The sequence below is a fragment of the Tumidithrix elongata BACA0141 genome (assembly GCF_036349135.1).
Taxonomy (GTDB): domain Bacteria; phylum Cyanobacteriota; class Cyanobacteriia; order Pseudanabaenales; family Pseudanabaenaceae; genus Tumidithrix; species Tumidithrix elongata.
Genome location: NZ_JAZBJZ010000100.1, coordinates 1 through 19,872 on the forward strand (window position 1 = coordinate 1; position 19,872 = coordinate 19,872).

Consider the following 19,872-nt stretch of genomic DNA (forward strand, 5'->3'; position numbering starts at 1 on the left):
GGGAAGAGGAAAACCCTGTCCACAACTTGTTTTTATTTCCCAACAACTCTAGTATCTAGAGTTTTTGCATAAAGTTTAGGACTTTGCTTGCAAGAGCTATTCACACAACTGTTAACCGAATCTGTTAAATTTATATATGTTTACAAACCTTTATTTAATAAATCAATATTTATGACCTTACTGATCGTTGGTGCAACAGGCACACTTGGTCGCCAAATTACCCGCCATGCGTTAGATCAGGGGCTAAAAGTTAAATGTTTCGTTCGCTATCCTAAAAAAGCCAGCTTTCTCAAAGAATGGGGAGCCGATCTAGCGGTCGGGAATCTGACCAAGCCAGAGACGATCGAGGCGGCTTTAGAAGGCGTAACCGAAATCATTGATGCTGCTACTACAAGAGCTACAGATACCTTACGCATTAGAGAAGTGGACTGGCAAGGTCAAGTATCTCTGATTCAAGCGGCTGAAAAAGCTAATATCAAGCGATTTATTTTTTTCTCAATCTTTAATGCTGAGAAATATCCCAACGTTCCTCTGATGGATATTAAGCATTGCACTGAAAAATTCCTAGCCCAAACCAGTCTCAACTACACGATTCTCAGGCCCTGTGGCTTCTTTCAAAATCTGATTGCAGAGTATGCCATCCCGATTTTAGAAAATCAGACGATCTGGGTAGGTGGTGAGTCCTCACCGATCGCTTACATGAATACCCAAGACATTGCTAAGTTTGCCGTACGCGCCCTGACTCTAGAGCAAGCCGAACGCGAATCTTTTGCGATCGCAGGCGTCAAAGCTTGGTTACCCGCAGACATTTTGCGCCAATGCGAACGGCTCTCAGGACGCACCGCTCGTACTGCCCGTATGCCCCTTGGATTACTGCGGTTTTCCCGCAAAGTTGCCCTTGGGTTTGAATGGGGTTGGAGTTTTGCCGAGCGCATGGCCTATGCTGAAGTTCTGGCAAGCGGTATCCCCTTTACCGCAGAGATGGATCGAACCTGTGAATTATTTGGGATCGACAAGGATGAATTGACCACATTAGAGTCTTATTTGCAAGAGTACTTTGGCCGCATTCTTAGAAAGCTGAAAGAGCTTGATTACAAAGAGCCCAAGGTCAAAACAACCTTCTAGATTTCCTAGTATTTCCTACATCAACATCGAGCGTATAACTTTTGTATAACTTTTTTGTCGTGATTTGCTAACTTTCACTAACTGTTAAGCCATTGCGAAACGTACAGGTATATGAATAATGGAGTAGATGTAGGAACCAGAAATTTTTTGTAGTTACGAAACAGCTAGTAGTAAGCGATATGTTCAGCATTTAGTCTTTAGGGTAATAGCTAATACTGAATATCTTTGGGGCTGGTTGCTATGCTGTAGATCGTTACTTGGCTAGTGCTAACGTTTCAACTTGTGAAACATCTTGAAACCTAAAGCGTCAGATGTGGTGAAATTACATCAAAAAAACGAAAGGCTTTAATGAATGTTTTTCTTGGATGTTTGTAAACATCTCAACTTTACTTATGTTCTCTAGTCTTCTGTCATAGCGGGTTAATTTCATGTTTCCCATGGGGTCTTATCCTGCCTAGCACCTTTTGGCAAAGGGTATTAAACAGGGTGGGGAATTGTAAAATTGAGATACTCTCGTCGTTATCGCTACTGAATCGCCAAATCTGTACTTACTACTATTCTTTAGGTAGAGAGCATGAAGTTTTGTTAGCGATTTAGCAAACGTATTCTTACATGTTGTGGTATGAGAATAATGGAAGAGGTAAATCAGCTTGTTTTGGATAGCAGATCAAAAAAATTCTCAAAGTGTTGAGCAGGCTCAAGGACAGATCTACGACTTTTTCTTAGACATTGTTAGACGGTATCAACCAGAAAAAGCCTTAGACGAGTTTAAAAAGCTGTTCATAGACTTTACTGCTGTCAAGTACCTGGGAGTTTTAGAGGCACTTGATCGAATTGTAGTGGCCTATGATGAGAATGAGTTTCATTACACATTAAAGCGTTGCTGCTATATTTTGGTCAACAACTGGAGCGTTGTAAATAGCCAAGTACATGTTCAGGCTTTAGTCGATCTGTTTTTAGACCCAAGCCTCGATAAAAAAACAAACTCCGCTAAGCTCAAGACACTGCGGCTTTGGATTAAGAATTTTGTCAATAGTGAAAGTTACCAAACGCTTAAGTTATTTACCTTAAGGCAAGTGGGTGGTGCTTCCTTAAAATGGAGCGATCGCTACACATCCTACTTGCTCATGTATCAATGTGCAGATGTCAATAGCTCAAAAGAACAAAAACAAGTAGCTGATGCGTTAGCGCGCAAAATTAGGACTCAGTTCAAGTTTGACCTTGCCATGTATACATCCAGGATGAGACCCATGAATAGACCATGGAATTCTTGGGAAAATCCCACCAGTTTGGGAAACAATGTCATACAACTGGTCAAAACGATGCTCACAAAGCGAGGAAGCTTAAGTTATCGAGCTTTAGCAGATAACTTTATCGCAAAATCTAGCCAGTTGGATTGTAGCGAATTTAAGCTCGAACTTTGCGCCTATTTAGAGTTTGCTAAGGAAGATCCAGAAATTTCTGAAGCCTTTACCATCCAATTATTTGAAAAACTAGTAGACTTTCAATGTCAGTTTGACGATCGCCCAGTCACCCCAGCCCTCATGCTGAGAATTTGTAAGTACGTCATTACCTGTGTCACCATTGACGAGAAGAAAAAGCCAGCACCACTCTTTTCCGTACTAATCAATCAAACCAATCCACTTTACTTTGTGGTCATACTCTTAAAGCTTGTCCTACTCTGTGGGGCTTGCCAATCTTTCTTAGATGTAAGAATTGCGGAGCTAATTCGGTATTACAGTCAATATTCGGAAGCGGAATGTCGTCCTGTGATTTATTTTCTCGATATGCTCAATGTTGCATTTACAATCTACACAGAAGAAATTCGCTATAACTTGGTGTGTATGAATCCTAACATTAAGGCGAAGACAAACAAATCCATGACCAGTTTGCCGCTGCTAAGTTTGGGTGAGTACCGCATTTTTTCCCAAGTGAGATTGGGCGATTCTGTTACCTCTTAATGTTTCAAACAACCCGCCGCCGCCTCGCACTTTGGTACAGTATTGTGACTGCAATCCTGTTACTGCTGTTTGCCAGTGGGTTTTATAGCTATGTGCGCTTTACGTTGGTCGATCGCATTGATGACACGATCGCCCATGTTGCTGAAGTTTTGGAGCGATCGCTGATTAAATCGCAACTGATTGACCTCAAAGATACGCTCAGTCTCAGCCTCAATCGTAATGTGGAAGTTTTAGAGGCAGATCACATTGATATTGAATGGTTCGATCCGCAAGGGAAATTGTTATGGACGACCATGTCTAAGGCAAATTCCCTGCCACTCGATCTGCGTGACTTCCCATTGCCTCAGCCTTTATATCGCACCATCTACCCGAGTCCTGCCGAGCCTTTACGCCAACTCACCGAACCCATAGAATTGAGTGATCGCCTTTTAGGATATCTTCGTATTAGTCATCCTTGGTTTGAGTTTACAAAACCGATACAAGAACTTTTTCTCGAACTGCTGATTGGTACAACCTTGATGGTTGTTATCGTGGGGGTATGTGGTTGGTGGCTGTCAGGTATTGCCATGCAGCCCGTGCGAGATTCCTATCAAAGACTCAAACAGTTTACTGCCGATGCTTCCCACGAACTGCGCAATCCGATCGCCGTGATTCAAACCAATGTTCAGGTTGCCTTGGCTGACCCCAATCCTAGCTGGGAAATTCAACAGCATCAATTAGAAGTAATCGAACGTCTTACTCGCCGCCTCGGGCGCTTGCTGGATGACCTTCTATTTTTGGCAAGACAAGATAGTAGTTCGGCATCAACCCAAAAGGAATCCTGTGCGCTGATGCCGATTCTCCAAGAGGTATTTGAGGAACAAAAAGTAATTGCTAAAACCAAACAGATCGATCTGCAAATGCCGCAGGTTGATTTAGAAGCTTTTGTGGTCGGCGATCGCGATCAGCTCATGCGTTTGTTTACCAATCTAGTCAGTAATGCGATTACCTATACGCCTGAGGGAGGAAATGTTCAAATTATCCAGCAGGTACTGCAGCCGCAAAACCAGATCCAAATCCAAGTGAAAGATACGGGGATTGGAATTCCTGAAACTGTACTGCCTGAAATTTTTGAACGCTTCTATCGCTATCAACCGCAATCCAATAATAAAGTAAATTCTAAAGCGAACGCTCAAAATACGAGTGGTGCTGGTTTGGGATTGGCGATCGCACTTGCCATTGTCGAAAGTCATCAAGGTCAAATTCGAGTCGAAAGTACTGTTGGTCAGGGCACAACATTCATCACAAGTTTGCCCCTAGGCAAAGCGAAATTCAAGAGCTAGTCACAGGAGCAGATAGATTGCTCAGATATGAGGGTAAAGCCAATCCTCATTCCATTGAACTCCATTCCAGTTCTAAAGAAGGCATGAGCCTCTGTAGATTTTTTAGGGATTTCCCCTGCCAAGGAATTCTATCAGAGCCCTGCACCAAGACTTGAATCGTGCCATTTTGGCGCACCTTAATCACGAACTTAGATAAAACATTTATCCCTGAACTATTGAGAAATTCTAACTGACGCAGATCGAGAGTGATTTTGGAGGGATTTTTATCAATCACTTTTTCCAATAAATGAACAATAGGAGCATATTCCTCTGTTCCAGCTAATCTCAAAGAGCCTTGACAACTTACTTTGGTATCACTTTCTTCATACCATACGTGATAGTCTTCACCCTTGATATCCATTCCCTTTCAACTCCTTGTCTTTACCTTAAACAATATTGCGTTAGCTGGTTGCTATATTTTGAACAAAAAACTGTCAAAATTTCCAAGTGGCTCTTTGATTACACTGGCAACTGTACCATTGTAGTGACAGTAACAATTTTAGGTTCAGATTGAATTTCCTGAAACTTCCAACCTAGGGTGGCGCTATAGTCGTTGATCAGAGTTAGGAAACCTAGTCCTGAATGCGTATCTTCTTCACTAGAGTTTTCCAACTTCTGAATGTATAGCTCATAGGGATCGTGATTCGTCAAATCAGTTAGAAAGGCTTTAAATTTATCGAGCATGCTCAGAACGACACAGTTTGTAGACAGAAAAATTAACTTGTCATTAAAAAGATAAAGACTGAGGCTGATAGGCTGCTCTACTGAGCTATCGCTATACTTCATCGCATTTTCTAGTAATTCATTAGCAATATAGCTAACTGTACCTTTGATCTCAGATTGCTTACTAATGCCCTTTGTGTTTGTCTCTCCAGGGAAAAAGGTCGTCATATAATCAGCTAAAAAATCAGCCGATAAACCATTGTTACGCCATCTTTGTTGGATTGGGAGCGAGCTAGGCGAAAAACCTAGAACTAAAAACTCAGTCTTTTTAGGTAAATTTTCGAAGAAATCACCGAATACTTCTACCATGTTTCTACGCTGCGAATTGTTTTGCTATACATATCTCGTTATGAGAGCACCAATTTGGGTTACTACATCTTTTCCTGTCCATAAATGCTAATGCTTTAGAGAATATTTTGCCCTAGAATCGCGACCTATGCCCAACAATTTAGCCGAACCATTTATTAGGCAAGCAGATCATAGGGATGATATTTTGTCTCGATCTAAGGGAGCCAACGAGGTCGAGAACCAGATAGCGATAGAGATTCGGGCTGAAGGGGAACGGATGAATTATTTAATTTTAGTAACTTAAGTTGGGGAATTGGCTGTCGGATTGGGACTTGCGTGGCTGATGTTGTTGAAGTTCCCAGATTATCGGTACGGCGATCGCTACGTTCTTCTATTCGCTGTTCTCTAGAGTTTGTCTGCCCCCCAGAATTGGAATCAATCCTTAGATCCTCTTTTCTCGTGTTTCGTTTTTCATTTCCAACTGTAGAATTTTCTGATAGATCGACAGGATCGAAGACAAGTGACGATCCATCGGGTGAAATGCTGATTTGGAGGTTTCTTTGCCCTGGTAGATCGAGCAGTCGATTTATTTTTGCTGTTTTTAGATCGATCGCGGCAAGATAGGGCGTTTCTTCGTATTTGCCTTGCGTCTGATCGACATCGGTCATCAAACAATAGAGGGTTTGTTCCTGTGGATCGAACTGGGCGCTGAGAATGGAACCATTAACTTTCGCGAGTTCTTTCTGAATGCCTTGATTGTTGACAACATAAAGCGATCGCGTATAGTCCTTATTATATTGAATCATCGCGGCTTGAATGCCACTGCGACTGAAGCTCAGTACCGTACCAAATCGGGGCAGAAAATCTAAAGGTGGGGTTTGTGGTTCCAATGGCAAAATGGCAATTCCTTCTCCTTGGGCGATCGCTACCGAAGTACTATCTGGGGCAAACATAAAGTCTCCACCCGGTTGATTATCTAGGGGCTTGGCTTGCTCCCCCGCTTTAATCACCCAAAGTCCATATCGCCCTGCGACAACTCTACTTAAACGTTGAACCACGATCGATTTTCCGTCCGCAGATAGATCGAATTTAAAGTTTTGGTATTCATCGCTATCTAATAGCAATTGAGCCGAATTTCCCTGCTGATTGGCTTGATTGGGATTAAACTCCATTGTGTAGAGCTTTTGATCGAGCGGATTCACAAATGAAGGTGATGGATTTGCGGATTGTTGGGAGGGCTCTTTTTTCTTGATCGCACTAAATAGAATCTTGTCGCGATTTGGATAGATGCGAAAGTCTGTGACTACTAGGTCGGCAGGGGTAACTACGCGCTTAGATTTTTGAGTGAGGTCGTATAGTACCAATCGCCCCAACTCTTCACCCTCCGCACCGATGTACATTAATTGGGGCTCTGGGGTGGAAAATTTGCTGCTAAAGGGTTGAATTGGCGTTTTCTTTCCTGTCTCGTTGGCAAAGCGATCGAAAGCATTCTCAAGTTTTACGGTGTAAGATTTGCCATAAATCGCAGGTACGATTAAGGTATAAGCCATCTTGCGCCCTGCCCAACTGGTTTTGCCCACTAAGGGTGGCTCAAATTTGAGATTTGCCTCCACACTTTCTTGATTCATGGGGCGATTAAAGGTCATGGTAAAAGTAGTCTCAGCAGCATTCACTTGCTTATCTTGCCAGCTAAAAGCCTGAACCTGTGGCGCAGTACGATCGCCTACCCATAGCAATACAATTGTCAAGATTGTCAGAATGACAATAATCGTGATGGCAAGGCGATCGAGAGGTTGTGAGAACTGCCGAGAGAACCACTGTGAACGAGGGTTTCGAGACTGCATATTTAACACTGCATATTAGACAATACATATTCGACAAAGAAACCTTCTATGCCAAACAGAGACGATCTCACTCTATATCCTACTGCTGATGGCTCCATAACCTTTTGGTCTAAAACTTTTCAAGAGGCTTTCCACAGCCACTTTGGCGCAAAGCAAGAAGCACAAGCAAAGTTTGTGATACCTACCCGTATCCCCGAAAAAGCGAATAGGCTGGCTAATGCTGCAACCGATCTTTCGTCTCACACGCTTACAAGTCTGAATATTTTAGATGTTTGCTATGGTTTGGGCTACAATTCGGCAGCAGCGATCGAGTCCGTGTATTCTGTACTCGTCTTGGGCAAGGAAGCAGCCGATCGGGAAAGCTCTCCATATTTACATATCGTCGCCTTAGAGAATAATTTACAGGTACCGCAACAGGCGATCGCGCAAGGATTAACTAAAATTTGGTCGCCTGCGATCGATGAGATTTTACAAGAGGTTGCCACCAAACAGCAGATTGCTACAACTGGTTTACAGATGCAATTACGCATTGGCGATGCCCGTCAAACGATCGCAACTGTGCCAGAGCGCTGGGCAGATGCTATTTTTTTAGACCCTTTTTCACCGCCCCATTGTCCGCAACTATGGACTGTTGAATTTATGCAACTTTTAGCCAATTGCCTCAAATTCGACGGCTATCTGGTCACCTATTCCTGTGCGGCAGCCGTGAGATCTGCCATGCTAGCGGCTGGGCTGACAATCGGCAGTACGACACCTGTGGGGCGTAAATCACCTGGGACGATCGCTTGCTTGTCACCCGATTTAATTTCGCCTCTGTCAGAGACAGAGCGCGAGCCACTCCAAACGCGTGCCGCAATCCCCTATCGCGATCCCACGCTAAGAGATGAAGCTACGACGATTCTCAGCCGCCGTCAAGCCGAACAGAGCACCTGTAGCTTGCCCTCAAGCTCTAGCTGGCGTAAGCAACGGTTCAACTCCGCCTAATTCCGTCTAGATTTTGTAAGCATCGTACTAAGGAATGGTCGCAACGAGCTTTGCAAAGCGGCTTTATGAAAGAAAAACTATAAAGAAAAACTGCGAACTCAAGCAATTTAGCCGATGCCCTTCAATACCTTAAAAATTGTAAAGTTGTTGTGCTCAAAATTAAGAAGTTAACGCTTCATCACGCTCTAAATAACTTCTTTACAGATTAAATATCAAATTAACTTTAGAATAAATTTTTAACCGCCCAGCCAACCTTAACCTATCCAAATTCAGCCATGCCTCAGTTACCTACTGCTGAACTTGCCCAACAAGGAGATGCAAAAGCGATCGCAGAGTTACTCAGTAAATCGCTCTTACCCTATGACATTGCCGTAGATGCAAACTTGATGGATGGTTGCCTCTTACTCCATCTGATTTCTATCCAAGTGATGGATCAAGTGAAACTGATGGCATTAATCAAGGCTGAGCTAGATCCCTTACGGATAGAATCGATCACCAAAGTCAAGGTTCATGGTTGGCGCGAAGACCCTGTAATTCACGAACGTCGCTTGTTTTGGACAGAGCAATTTAAGCTGGAGCCACCTGAAAAATCATCACCCAAATCTGAAATTGCCGCTCAACAGCCATCTGAGGAATCTACCTTTAACCAAGTCATTCATGAAATTGCCCAAAAGCGAGAGGTTTCCTCTGATGTGACTTCTGGGGACAGGGCTAAAATCGACAGGTCAGATCTAGCAAGTACATCAGACACATTGACTAGGGATGCGATCGCATCCCATGCTTTAAGTGAAAGTACTCCAGTTTCAGGCACCTCTAGCAAATCTGGAACATGGCAACTTTTACTCCTAGGTTTGTCGATAGTTATTCTTGGCTTAGCGATCGGAGTGGTCATTCGAGTGTTTACCGCTAAATCGAATAGTAGTCCCCCTGCGCCTCTAACAGATACCAGTCCTACTCCTCCTGTACAGGCGTCTCCCAGCCCTGGCACTGCGGTGACACCAGATGCAAACCAAACCACAGAAGTCAAAATCACCTTAGATAAGTTTAAGCAAATCAAAGATGGCATGACTTTACAACAGGTCACAGACATTATTGGTAGCCAAGGAAAGCTGATCGCCGAAAGTAAACTTGGCGATTCGACAGGACAAGTTTATTCTTGGAAAAATCCCCAGGGTAGCAATGCCATTATTGAATTTAAAAATGGCAGGGTTGTTGCAAAAGCCCAAGCAGGCTTATAACAAGATCTGTTAATTTTTATTTAAATATCTTGTTTTTCTGAGAAGTTAACAAAAATTAACAATATTTGAGAGCAAAATAAGCGTTCAAAACGAGGGAATTCCTATCAAAAAAGCCTTAAACCCTCTCTGGGTAGACGAACGAACATTTGTAAAGAAAGTTTGAACTCTTTAGGGAAGTATCGATATAATTACTGAGGTTTTGTAACCCTGATCACACTTTGAGGGTCTAAAATAGGAGGTAAAAAGTTGGCTAGGAGACGTAAGCGCAAGAGTAGACGTCGCCAAGAGGGGCGAAAGATTCTAGAGCATATTCCCCAATTTAATATTGACAGTGGTGAGGATAAACCTGTGACTGCTGCTCGCAAGTTTATTCACTCTTCTGGAATTTTGCCGCCAGCATTATTGCTAGTCAGGCGAAATGAGCATACTACAGATCGGTACTTCTGGGCAGAAAAAGGCTTGTTCGGAGCTCAGTATGTTGAAGAAAATCACTTTTTATTCCCTAGCTTAAAGCCGCCTGAAGAAAAACTTGAAGCCGTTGGTGCTGCAAGATAAATCTTTAATAGGTTGCTTTTTAGTCAATCGCCAATTAAATAATTCCCAAGACATTACTTCCCCCATCATTGCTTAACTAAATCACATTTTTGTGAATTGTTAGGTAATTGTGGGGGATAGTTATTGGTTTAAACAGGCAAAAACAGCGATGAAGAAAGATTAGTTTTATCTTGGTCTGCCCAATGTGGTGATGTAGAGAACTGCCTCATCACTGGGAATGCCTAGCACTTCGTTGACTTGATTATCGAAAAAGCCACCAATGCCACTCACGCCCAAACCAAGCTGGATTGCTGCTAAGTTAAGCCTTTGTCCTAAATGTCCTGCATCCATGTGTAGGTAACGATAGGCGCGATCGCCATATTTCTTAACCGCTTGCTTTAAATCTGCAGTATGAAATAAAACTGCACCCGCCGTTCGTCCTAAATCTTGTCCTAAGCAGAGATAATGTAGTTCGCGGCGAAAATTTTTAAACCGAATCTGACGTAATTCCTGCGAATGGGGCGCGTAGTAGTAACAACCTTCTTCCAGCCCAGTCACGGATGAGACCGCGATAAATGTCTCAATTAAACTGAGATCGAAATAAGTGGAATTATTTTCCACTGGATCGTACAGCCCCTGATCGGCATAGTGTTGTGGCTGATAGGTGAAATCTAAAACTGCCTTTAGTTCCGCCAGTTCTAAAGCAGTTCCGCTATACTCTCTAGTCGAACGTCGCCGTAAAATGGTACTTTCCAGATCTTCCAACTCATCTCCCCAGTGAATCGGTTCCGTCTCCATTCCCACCTTTGTGCAAAATGGGAAATTATACTTGTCTGTTCTGGGACTGACTTCATCGCCATCTGTGCTAGCTGTTTTCGTATCTCGCTCTTGGAAGGATGCCCCCTGACTCTTGCCATTAGGTTCCCGATCGCTCAAACCCCGATCGCTACTAATCTGTGTTGCCTGATGGAAATAGCCCAAAAGCTCGCCATCAGGAACGTAGGGAAAATCCCTTTGGGTATTTGATGGCAGGGCAGTTAGAGAGAATCCAGCGAATGGCGGGTTATCCTCATGACGATCCTTGTCGTTGTGACTGGCATTCTTTGCATCCCTACGATTAGAGATAGCTTGCGTTGGCTTTGTCCCTCTGGCTTCTTGTCCCCGAGCAATCAATTCTTCATCTTGTAAATCGACAATGGGAATTACCGCGATCGCACCTTCTTGGGCATTATCTAGGTAGAGTAATTGATTGAGGACTTCATCCTTAAATCCGCCTATAAAATGGGCGCGAAAATCGTTAAGCGCCGCAGCTAACTTGATATTCCCAAGTAAATGCCCCGTATCCAAAAAAATGCGCCGATAGGCTCGATCTTGATAGCGCCAAGCCGAACGGAAAAATACAGCGGTCGTAGCGATCGCGATGCGTGTTTGTGACAAGGCTGGATGGCTAAAACAAGCCTCCTGTAAGGTTTGCCAAACATGGCGATCGCTCCAAAATTGGATCAAGATGTGGTTGCGGGGCTGATAGTTATACAAGCCCGCAGGTAGTAGTGCTGTACCTCCAGAGATAATATAGATTTCCGCAGGATACAGCCCTCCTGCCGACGGAGCCGATCTTAAATAGAGGGGTTCTCCCGTCATGGTGGGAACTCTGGCGGTCAAGCCATAACTGCAAAGCAACAGTCGTGAAAGTCTCTGCCATCGACTGACGAGCAATCCGTCCATGTCTGACTGAATGGGCTCTGTTAAAAACACTTTGAGGTCGTAGACCGTACCAAATTTATATTCTTTATAGGGTGAAGGCTGTGTACTCCAATCCAAACCCTGGTTTTTCGCTGAGATCGTTTCTGGATCGTATTTGGTGCGTTCGTGATAATGCTCAGCGATCGACATTGGTTGTTCTGACATGAGATTTTATGCGCTGCAATTGCGCCAATAAAAAAGCACTAAAAATGCAAAAAAAATGCATAGATTGAGAATGTTAAGATTATATGCCTTGAGCGATCTGGATATCAGAAATCATTAATTCCTTTAGCAACCTATGGCAACTTGGACTTGTATTCAAAACTGCGGCGCTTGTTGTCATCTCGATCCGCAAGATCGCCCCGATCTAGAGGACTACCTTACCAAGACCGAACTCGATCTATACCTAAGTATGGTTGGTGAGAATGGCTGGTGTATAAACTTCGACCATGCTACGCGTCAATGCCGTATTTACGAAAACAGACCAAGATTTTGCCGCGTCGAGGCTCATGTTTTTCAAGATATGTTTGGTATTGAAGAAGACGATCTCAATGACTTTGCGATCCAGTGCTGTAGCGAACAAATTGAAGCTGTGTATGGCGATCGCTCATTTGAACAGATCCGATTTGAACAGGCGATCGGCTTTTAAGACCTCTAAATATTAAGAATCGTAGAGTATCTAAAAGCGTCACAGCATGATATTATTTTCAATAATGTAGCAAAAAGCACATAATTCTAGGATTTTAACTAGACGAAAAGACTGAAAGGGGGAAGCGCAACATGGATGCCACGATTGATTTATGCCAATATACTTCTGACATTTGTAATGCCTATCCCAGCCTTACAGAATGTCGTGTTGACCTATGGTTGGCAAATTTAGCAGGTTTGGCTTACTGCCACCAACCCCCTATTGGTCATGCCCCGACAAACCAGTCCGAAAGTAACCCTCAACTCAATACTGCACCCATAAGCTACGCTTATCCAGCCAGATTAGCCGCGATCGCTAAAAGAGCAGAGAGACAAATGTCAAAACAAATGTCCCTCACCGAACTAGAACCAGATCGAGAAACGGCTTGGTCTAATCGCTTTATGCCTAAAGAGTTTTGAGCGCAATCAAACCAGCATAGCGATCGCCTTGTTCGTCTCTTTGGGTGAACTGTGAGATAAACCGAACCCGATTTTTTCTGGTTCCTATAGGTAAATTCATAACACGCCTAACCCTCTTAACAAACTAGATGAACTCTAAGTAAGAAATCATCTTAGGCTTCGCATGGAATTCGGTTCTGCATGGAATGTTGAGCCTGTGATTGTTATCACAAATGCCCATGATTACTGTCACGAAAACACACAGACGGGTATCACATAAGACTTTTCAGTCTGACGAGATACTTTAAGGTGTAGTGAGATAAGAGAAAAAATCATGGCAGTTAAAAACATCATTCGTAGCTTGGTCAACAGAGCCTTATTGGTCAAACAACTCACCCCTGAAATTGAAGAAGAAATCAACCTTGCATTGACAGTACAAGGCTATATCTCGGATGCAGAATATGAAGCTCTGGAGTATCTCATGAAGGCAATGGATGAGGGTAAGGTACGTTTAACGGCTTCTTAAGCGGTAGCGATCGCTGCCCTAAGAGCATCAAGCCACTTGCTGTCATAGTCAAAACCTATAAGAATACGATCGCGTTCGTAAACCAATCGCCTCACCGTAGCGGGTAAAACTCCAGCCTCATGAGGGTCTATTGCTACTGCGGCATGCGTGGGACGCATTCTAAAACTCACTTTTCATGAATCCATCGCTCAATTTAGACTAACGTTGAATGGGTTGATAGAGCCATAACCCATCCAGCGACAAAGCACTGCTTTGCTGAGGGTTCAATTGGCGATCTGGGTCGATCTGAAGTTGACCAACTGCCACTACTGTCTTGCCCTCAAACTCTTTGACTTCTGCGGGCGATCGCAAAGACTGCTTAAGGTAAGGCGAGAAAATGGGAACTTCCGTACCATCATTTAGCAAAATGCTGGCGCGAAAGTGGGGGACTGGTTGCCCCGAAATGCTATTGGAACCTGAATATTCAGGTGGTGGGCTAGAGCGCGAGATATAACGCCCAATTAGTCTGACGCGTTGAGTATTGAGGCGAATGAGGTCAGCTTTGCTTTTGACAACCGCTAGCTCCTCCTGCAAAATTTGAAAATTTGTCCTAAAAACATGACCCGTGCTAGTCACCGCAGGCACAAACTGAAAGGCTTCACTGGGAATACCCGTGAAGCCTCCTGTTTCATAGCCAACATATCTAAATTTGCGTGCCAAAACAGGTTGGGAAATTTGAGCCGTCATAAACACTTGAAATGGAATGATGATTGGCTTGGGTAGCGGGCGATCGTTCACCTGCTCAACGGTTAAAGCCAGATCTAAGCGATCGCTTTTTGAACCCTGAAGGTTTTGACTGACTGAGCCTGAGATTGTCACAATTGTGCCAAGTGGAACGCCCAAAGCCCCGATGGGCGGCGTTTGATTGAGGGCATCGACTGAGGAAAGATTGTTCGCGCGATCGCTACTGTCTGCTTTTGCCATAGATTGAAGTGGAATGTTGCCACAGGTCAGACGAAGTTTTTGAATATCAATTCCTGAAGTAGGAAAGGAATTTTCCCACCAACTCACGCGACCGATCGCTTCGATCGGCTGTTGGGCATATTTTGTGAGTTCATCAGGATTTCGCCGAATGGCTTTACCTCTAGGCGAAATGGGTACGATCCAGCCATCCTGTAGCACAATCTGGGCAGGGCAAGGCTCAGAAAGATTTTCAGATGAACTCGAACACATGGATAAATCTGGCTGATAGCGTCCATACAATCGTACAGATTTCCCACTGAGCGCGATCAGATCGGTCTTGGTAATGACCACGGGAAGTTGCCGATCGATATCTGAGATCGCCTCTTCGGTGCAGGAGTTCCCTGCGATCGCGGGACTGCCACAGAGAAAGAGTCCGCCCAATCCCAAAGCAATTAACAGGATTTTATGCTTCATTTTTTTAGCCAATTTAATCAGAATATGGCATAAACACCTATCTAACTTATCTCAAACTAATACCATTTTTTTGAAAAGACTATGCAGGGCGCGGAACCCAAGATCCGATTTATCACAAATGTAAGAGAAATTGGTATAAGGCAAAAATATCTTTCTTTAACATAGTGCTGAAAAGCTGAGAGTGATGGGAATACTCTAATGAAATGTAGGGCGATCGAAGCATTTGTAGGCGATCGTACGCTCCCGTGAGACAATAAAGCTGAAAATGTAGTCTAAAGTCTTGCCTAGATGGATTTTTCGACCATATTTCAGTTCTACTATCGCTTGAGTCGTCAGCTAGTTTACTTTGCCCTCTGCATAGGTACTTTGGCGATCGTTGTTCTATCTGTGACGGCCTGTCAGAGTGGACCGAATGCATTACCGCAGCACCCTCATATTCAGGCATATTTTAACTATAACCAAGCTAACTCCTATACAGACCCCTATCGCCAGATTAAACGACCGGGGGATGACCTAGAAAAAATCTTGGTGGAGCAGATTAACCAAGCCAAAGTTAGTGTTGATGTGGCAGTTCAAGAACTGCGGTTGCCAAATATTGCCAAGGCGCTGATCGATCGCAAGGCGGCTGGAGTAAAGGTACGCCTCATTTTAGAAAACAGGTACAGTCGAGGCTGGAGTGAATATAGCACTGAAGAACTGGCTAAGTTTAATAGCCGAGAGAGCGAAAAATATCTCGACTTTGTTAAATTTGCCGATCGCAATGGAGATGGCAAACTCAGCGATGCCGAGCTAGACCAAAGCGATGCCATTCGTGCGATCAAAAAAGCAAATTTGGAATGGATTGATGACACCGCAGATGGCTCGAAGGGACGCGGACTCATGCACCATAAGTTTGCGATCGTCGATCGCAAAATCGTTTTATTTGGTTCTGCGAATTTCACCTTAAGCGACATGCATGGTGATTTTGCCACAACTGGAACCCTAGGGAATGCTAACAATCTCGTTAAAATCGAGAACCAAGAAATTGCTAACCTTTTTACCGAAGAGTTTAACCTCATGTGGGGAGATGGCCCCGGAGGTAAGCCCGATAGTTTATTTGGTGTCAAAAAACCGCATCGTCGTATTGCCTATGTATTGGTTGATAATGCCCAGATACGAGTCAAGTTTTCCCCTGATAAGCAAGATACAGCTTGGGAACAAACAAGTAATGGATTGATTGGCACGGGTCTAGCAGGAGCAACAAAATCAGCGGATATGGCTTTGTTTGTCTTTTCGACACCCAAACTGTCAGATGTTTTAGAACTCAGAGAGCAAACAGGTGTAAAAATTAGAGTGTTGGTCGATCCGCAGTTTGCTTATCGCGAATATTCTTCAACGCTTGATATGTGGGGTTTTGTCTCAACACTGGATTGCAAATCAGAGGATGGTCATGCTTGGGTAAAACCAATTGCCACCGTTGGTGCGCCATCCTTGGCAACTGGCGATTTATTGCATCACAAATTTGCAGTTATCGATGGGAACCTAGTGATTACAGGTTCCCATAACTGGTCTAATGCCGCGAACTATACGAATGATGAAACACTATTGGTGATTCAAAATAATTTGGTGGCAGCTCATTATCAACGCGAGTTCGATCGCCTTTATAAAAATGCCACCTTCGGCCCAACTGCCAAACTAAGTCAAGAGGCTCCTAGAACTTGTCCGCTCAATAACAGTAAGGAACCTGCCAAAGAGCCTAAAAAGCAACCACCCACTCCTGAGGAACTTCCCTCTCCCCCTCAATAAATCCTAGCAGGCACACTCCACTGTCCCCGCTAGGATGTTCTTTAACATCACTACTTGAGGTATTTAGAGATAATGATGCCTAGCCGCGCGATCACTTCAGATGGAACCTTACTCAGATCGGTCAAAATCGCATACTGTAAGGCTGTGTGGGCTTCCGATTTAGGTGGATTGGCTGCGAGTTTCTCAACCACTGCCTGAATTACGGTTTGGGCATTGGTTGCATTCTTATGAAGATTCTCGATAATCATGCTTACGGTCACGCTGTCATGGTCTTCGTGCCAACAGTCATAGTCAGTAACCAGTGCCAAGGTTGCATAGGCAATTTCAGCTTCTCTCGCCAATTTTGCTTCGGTAAGATTGGTCATACCAATTACTTTTGCGCCCCAACTGCGATAGAGAAAGGATTCGGCTTTAGTAGAAAATGCAGGACCTTCCATACAGACATAGGTTCCACCGCGATGGATTTGGGTTTCGCCCAGATCTAGACTCTCCGCTGTAGTGGCAAGAATATCCGCCAGAGCATGACAAATCGGATCGGCAAAGGCAATATGGGCAACCACTCCATTGCCAAAAAATGTCGAAGTTCTCAAACGGGTGCGATCGATGAACTGATCGGGAATCACCATATCGACAGGCTTGGCTTCGGCTTGTAGCGAACCGACCGCTGATGCTGAAATAATGTATTCTACGCCTAGACTTTTCATAGCATAGATATTGGCGCGATAGGGAACTTCAGTCGGCAAGAGATGGTGCGATCGCCCATGTCGAGCTAAAAATACCACAGGTGTGCCAGAAAGCTTGCCATAGATCAAGGCATCAGAGGGGCTACCAAAGGGGGTATCAATCTGAATTTCTTGAACGTCGGTGAGGGCAGACATTTTATAGAGTCCGCTTCCACCAATGATGCCAATCTTGGCGCTGACTGCGATCGCTTCACTCATATCGAGAGTCCTTACTACAGGTTTTGTATGGTTCAGACTAAAGTTAGCACGCTTTGAGAGGTTTGGGTAATGGCTGGGTAATTCCTAAATCTTTGACAAAACGCCACCAAAACATCGCCAAAACACTGAATCTATTTACGCTTCGAGTCAAGCGTCTCCGATGCATGTAATTCTTGCAAAAGTCGATCGCTGCCTTTTTTAAATTCCTGCCAGTCTGCTTGAACTTGATGGCTATATTCCTTAGCGTAGGTGAGTAATGCATCTCTCCACTTATCAATTCCAGCAAAATCAATTAATTGGTCGGCGATCGCTGAGTATTGTCTGCCACTACTGCGAAGTTGCGCCCATGCCACAGTTTGTCCCAGAGACTCCATCAATTCGCCAACTTCCTTGAGCTTATCATCCCATTTCTCTAGCTTGAGGCGATCTGTAGGACTTTGCGTAGACTGAAGTTCTCGTAAAACATAGGATTTCCCATCGATCGCTACGGCATGAAGAAATGCGATCGGAACTGCTTGCATTCTTGTTTGCACGCCAACTACTCTCTCAGCTTCTGTTTCCCAAGTTGGCTGTTCCCAAGCCGCATAGGGCTGTAAAGAAGAACTAACCGATGCTTTTAAATCTAAAAGATAATTGCGATCGGGGGAACCCTTACCTTCAACTAATAGAATATATCGCTCAATACCCAGACTGCCAGTCCCTGCAATACGTTGAGCTACATCTAATAACTTAAAAAACGGAGGATCGGCTTGCTGGCTGGCAAATTCTTTCATCCACTTTTCAATTTTTTGGCATTGTTTGGTTGAAACAGGAAGCGATCGCTTTGGATCGTTTTTGATTTTCCGTTCCCCTTTAATTATCTCTGTACGCTTTTCAAGCAAATCTATGCGCTTCTCTTGATTTTTGCGTTCTAAAAGACTTGCGATCATTCCTTCGGCGGTATCTTTCCCAACCCAGTAAGCTTTTCCTGTAGCTAAGGCTTTGGTATAAGCTGCTAAAAACTGCTGGCACAACAATTCAGCATCTTGCTCGCGAATATTTACGGATGAAGCTGCCACAAAAATACTGGTGAGAAAGCGAGAAACTTCCCAAGTGCAGGGAGCTAAAATCGCTTCGTCAAAGTCATTAATATCAAAGTAAAGATTGCGGCGATCGCTTTTATAGCTACCAAAATTTTCGATATGGAGATCGCCGCAGATCCAAACCAGTGGGGCTTTTTTAAACCAAGACTTGACGGGCAAATCTTGGTAAAACAGATGACAAGTACCACGCAAAAACACAAAAGCATTTGAGCGCATGGCTTCATATTTTTGTGCTAGTAAGATGCGATCGCGATTTTGGCTGAGATTAAATGACTGAATGCGATCGCAGATATTACGCTTTGCCATAGTTTTACGAATCCTCGTGTATTTCAAGCTTCCAATAGAACCTGCATGGTTAGTTCTATTGTTGGGAAGGTCGGAGAGATAATTGAGTCTTTCCCTTTATATACTTTCTCTACATAATCTCCATCAATTTGTGTTAAAACACTCAGGCTTCTAAGTTTGAGATCGACAATCCAATATTCAGGTATTCCAAATGATGAATACTCTTTACGTTTCTCTACAAAGTCGTCATGGCGAGAACTTGGGCTAACAATTTCAATCGCCAGTGGACAGGGCTCAAACAAAATATCTGGCTTGCCTTCTAATTCTTTATCTTGTGCTTTAGTTAGGATGCAGATATCAGGGCGTCGCGTTTTATTTTCAATAAAAACTTCAGTACTGTTTGCACGAACGCAGTAATTGTAATTACATCGATAGATCTCGGTTTGAAGGTAAAAAGCCAGAAACATAATGATGCGATTATGCAGTCCCGTAGCTGGAGGCATTTCTATCAATGCTCCATCCCGAAACTCATAGCGATTGTTTGTGCCATCGTCATAGGTGAGGTACTCTTCGAAAGTCAGTTTTTTCTTTGCGGTGACGGTCATTTTTCCCATCCTTGCCTATCTTGAAGTCAATTTCCGAACTATAGCCATCCTTTATTGGTCTTGAACGGTGAAAAGCTTGGAACTCAGTGTGGACTGCAACATAGCATTCACAAACAATTTGGGACTGCTATATTAACAGTTTATTGAGCCACAAAAATCAATCTGTTTCCTTTATTTGAGACCATATCCAAAATATCCAACGCTTGACTGTTGAAGCTCGTCTATTTACAGTATCACCCGAAATTCTTGAATTGGATTGTGTAATTATTTTACAAATTTCTTCTATGGAGGCGCCAATTCAAGGATGAAATGCAACGCCTAGAGATCTTTGCGTAAAGGGACTCA

The 19,872-nt window shown here is 43.7% G+C and carries 20 protein-coding genes; 10 read left to right on the forward strand and 10 right to left on the reverse strand.

The genetic code is table 11. From position 1 onward, the window contains the following. The first annotated feature begins 171 nt into the window (after positions 1–171). The 3 genes from V2H45_RS19440 to V2H45_RS19450 all read left to right on the forward strand — a co-directional run bounded on the left by V2H45_RS19440 (position 172) and on the right by V2H45_RS19450 (position 4,408). The gene (locus V2H45_RS19440; protein WP_330485337.1) at positions 172–1,125 is read left to right on the forward strand and encodes an NAD(P)H-binding protein; all 954 of its coding nucleotides are present in this window, start codon (positions 172–174) and stop codon (positions 1,123–1,125) included. 650 nt (positions 1,126–1,775) lie between these two features. Further along, positions 1,776–3,086, forward strand: coding sequence for a hypothetical protein (locus V2H45_RS19445; RefSeq protein WP_330485338.1), 1,311 nt, complete (start codon positions 1,776–1,778; stop codon positions 3,084–3,086). Then, positions 3,086–4,408, forward strand: coding sequence for a sensor histidine kinase (locus V2H45_RS19450; protein ID WP_330485339.1), 1,323 nt, complete (start codon positions 3,086–3,088; stop codon positions 4,406–4,408). Before V2H45_RS19445 ends, V2H45_RS19450 begins: the two co-directional genes overlap by 1 nt. A gap of 46 nt (positions 4,409–4,454) precedes the next feature. Here V2H45_RS19450 and V2H45_RS19455 read toward each other — a convergent pair whose 3' ends face one another. The 3 genes from V2H45_RS19455 to V2H45_RS19465 all read right to left on the reverse strand — a co-directional run bounded on the left by V2H45_RS19455 (position 4,455) and on the right by V2H45_RS19465 (position 7,302). After that, positions 4,455–4,808, reverse strand: coding sequence for a slr1659 superfamily regulator (locus V2H45_RS19455; protein WP_330485340.1), 354 nt, complete (start codon positions 4,806–4,808; stop codon positions 4,455–4,457). Positions 4,809–4,906: 98 nt separating this feature from the next. Beyond that, positions 4,907–5,479, reverse strand: a complete 573-nt coding sequence (locus tag V2H45_RS19460) for a slr1658 superfamily regulator (RefSeq protein WP_408648838.1) — start codon at positions 5,477–5,479, stop codon at positions 4,907–4,909. A gap of 194 nt (positions 5,480–5,673) precedes the next feature. After that, positions 5,674–7,302, reverse strand: coding sequence for an Ig-like domain-containing protein (locus V2H45_RS19465; protein ID WP_330485342.1), 1,629 nt, complete (start codon positions 7,300–7,302; stop codon positions 5,674–5,676). Between the two features lie 48 nt (positions 7,303–7,350). Between V2H45_RS19465 and V2H45_RS19470 the strand changes: the two genes are divergently transcribed. The 3 genes from V2H45_RS19470 (at position 7,351) to V2H45_RS19480 (ending at position 10,079) form a co-directional block, all read left to right on the forward strand. Further along, positions 7,351–8,286 carry a tRNA (5-methylaminomethyl-2-thiouridine)(34)-methyltransferase MnmD gene (locus V2H45_RS19470; protein ID WP_330485343.1) on the forward strand — a complete coding sequence of 312 codons (936 nt, stop codon included), beginning with the start codon at positions 7,351–7,353 and terminating at the stop codon, positions 8,284–8,286. A gap of 275 nt (positions 8,287–8,561) precedes the next feature. Continuing rightward, positions 8,562–9,524 carry a hypothetical protein gene (locus V2H45_RS19475; protein WP_330485344.1) on the forward strand — a complete coding sequence of 321 codons (963 nt, stop codon included), beginning with the start codon at positions 8,562–8,564 and terminating at the stop codon, positions 9,522–9,524. 246 nt (positions 9,525–9,770) lie between these two features. Beyond that, positions 9,771–10,079, forward strand: a complete 309-nt coding sequence (locus V2H45_RS19480) for a DUF3155 domain-containing protein (RefSeq protein WP_330485345.1) — start codon at positions 9,771–9,773, stop codon at positions 10,077–10,079. 165 nt (positions 10,080–10,244) lie between these two features. Here the strand turns inward: V2H45_RS19480 and V2H45_RS19485 are convergent, their stop codons facing one another. Then, positions 10,245–11,966: a SagB/ThcOx family dehydrogenase gene (locus V2H45_RS19485; protein WP_330485346.1), complete on the reverse strand. Its 1,722-nt coding sequence runs from the start codon at positions 11,964–11,966 to the stop codon at positions 10,245–10,247. Between the two features lie 133 nt (positions 11,967–12,099). On the opposite strand from V2H45_RS19485, the gene V2H45_RS19490 reads away from it, so the two are divergent. From V2H45_RS19490 to V2H45_RS19500, 3 genes are all read left to right on the forward strand, one after another. Then, complete coding sequence (locus V2H45_RS19490) at positions 12,100–12,450, forward strand: YkgJ family cysteine cluster protein (protein WP_330485347.1); 351 nt, start codon at positions 12,100–12,102, stop codon at positions 12,448–12,450. A gap of 131 nt (positions 12,451–12,581) precedes the next feature. Further along, positions 12,582–12,908, forward strand: coding sequence for a hypothetical protein (locus V2H45_RS19495; RefSeq protein WP_330485348.1), 327 nt, complete (start codon positions 12,582–12,584; stop codon positions 12,906–12,908). Between the two features lie 313 nt (positions 12,909–13,221). Beyond that, on the forward strand, positions 13,222–13,413 hold the full coding sequence (locus V2H45_RS19500) for a hypothetical protein (protein WP_330485349.1): 192 nt from the start codon (positions 13,222–13,224) through the stop codon (positions 13,411–13,413). On the opposite strand, the gene V2H45_RS19505 is transcribed toward V2H45_RS19500, so the two are convergent. Further along, positions 13,410–13,571, reverse strand: a complete 162-nt coding sequence (locus tag V2H45_RS19505) for a hypothetical protein (protein WP_330485350.1) — start codon at positions 13,569–13,571, stop codon at positions 13,410–13,412. The genes V2H45_RS19500 and V2H45_RS19505 overlap by 4 nt on opposite strands. A gap of 40 nt (positions 13,572–13,611) precedes the next feature. After that, positions 13,612–14,829: a hypothetical protein gene (locus tag V2H45_RS19510; RefSeq protein WP_330485351.1), complete on the reverse strand. Its 1,218-nt coding sequence runs from the start codon at positions 14,827–14,829 to the stop codon at positions 13,612–13,614. 288 nt (positions 14,830–15,117) lie between these two features. On the opposite strand from V2H45_RS19510, the gene V2H45_RS19515 reads away from it, so the two are divergent. After that, positions 15,118–16,614, forward strand: a complete 1,497-nt coding sequence (locus V2H45_RS19515; RefSeq protein ID WP_330485352.1) for a phospholipase D-like domain-containing protein — start codon at positions 15,118–15,120, stop codon at positions 16,612–16,614. Positions 16,615–16,664: 50 nt separating this feature from the next. Here V2H45_RS19515 and V2H45_RS19520 read toward each other — a convergent pair whose 3' ends face one another. From V2H45_RS19520 to V2H45_RS25815, 4 genes are all read right to left on the reverse strand, one after another. After that, a complete protein-coding gene (locus tag V2H45_RS19520; RefSeq protein ID WP_330485353.1) occupies positions 16,665–17,555 on the reverse strand; it encodes an S-methyl-5'-thioadenosine phosphorylase in 891 nt (296 codons plus the stop codon). A gap of 131 nt (positions 17,556–17,686) precedes the next feature. Then, the gene (locus tag V2H45_RS19525; RefSeq protein WP_330485354.1) at positions 17,687–18,943 is read right to left on the reverse strand and encodes a DUF2252 domain-containing protein; all 1,257 of its coding nucleotides are present in this window, start codon (positions 18,941–18,943) and stop codon (positions 17,687–17,689) included. 23 nt (positions 18,944–18,966) lie between these two features. Continuing rightward, positions 18,967–19,527: a Uma2 family endonuclease gene (locus V2H45_RS19530; RefSeq protein ID WP_330485355.1), complete on the reverse strand. Its 561-nt coding sequence runs from the start codon at positions 19,525–19,527 to the stop codon at positions 18,967–18,969. A 157-nt stretch (positions 19,528–19,684) separates the two neighbouring features. Further along, complete coding sequence (locus tag V2H45_RS25815; RefSeq protein ID WP_456300868.1) at positions 19,685–19,825, reverse strand: DUF7226 domain-containing protein; 141 nt, start codon at positions 19,823–19,825, stop codon at positions 19,685–19,687. Between the last annotated feature and the right edge of the window lie 47 nt (positions 19,826–19,872).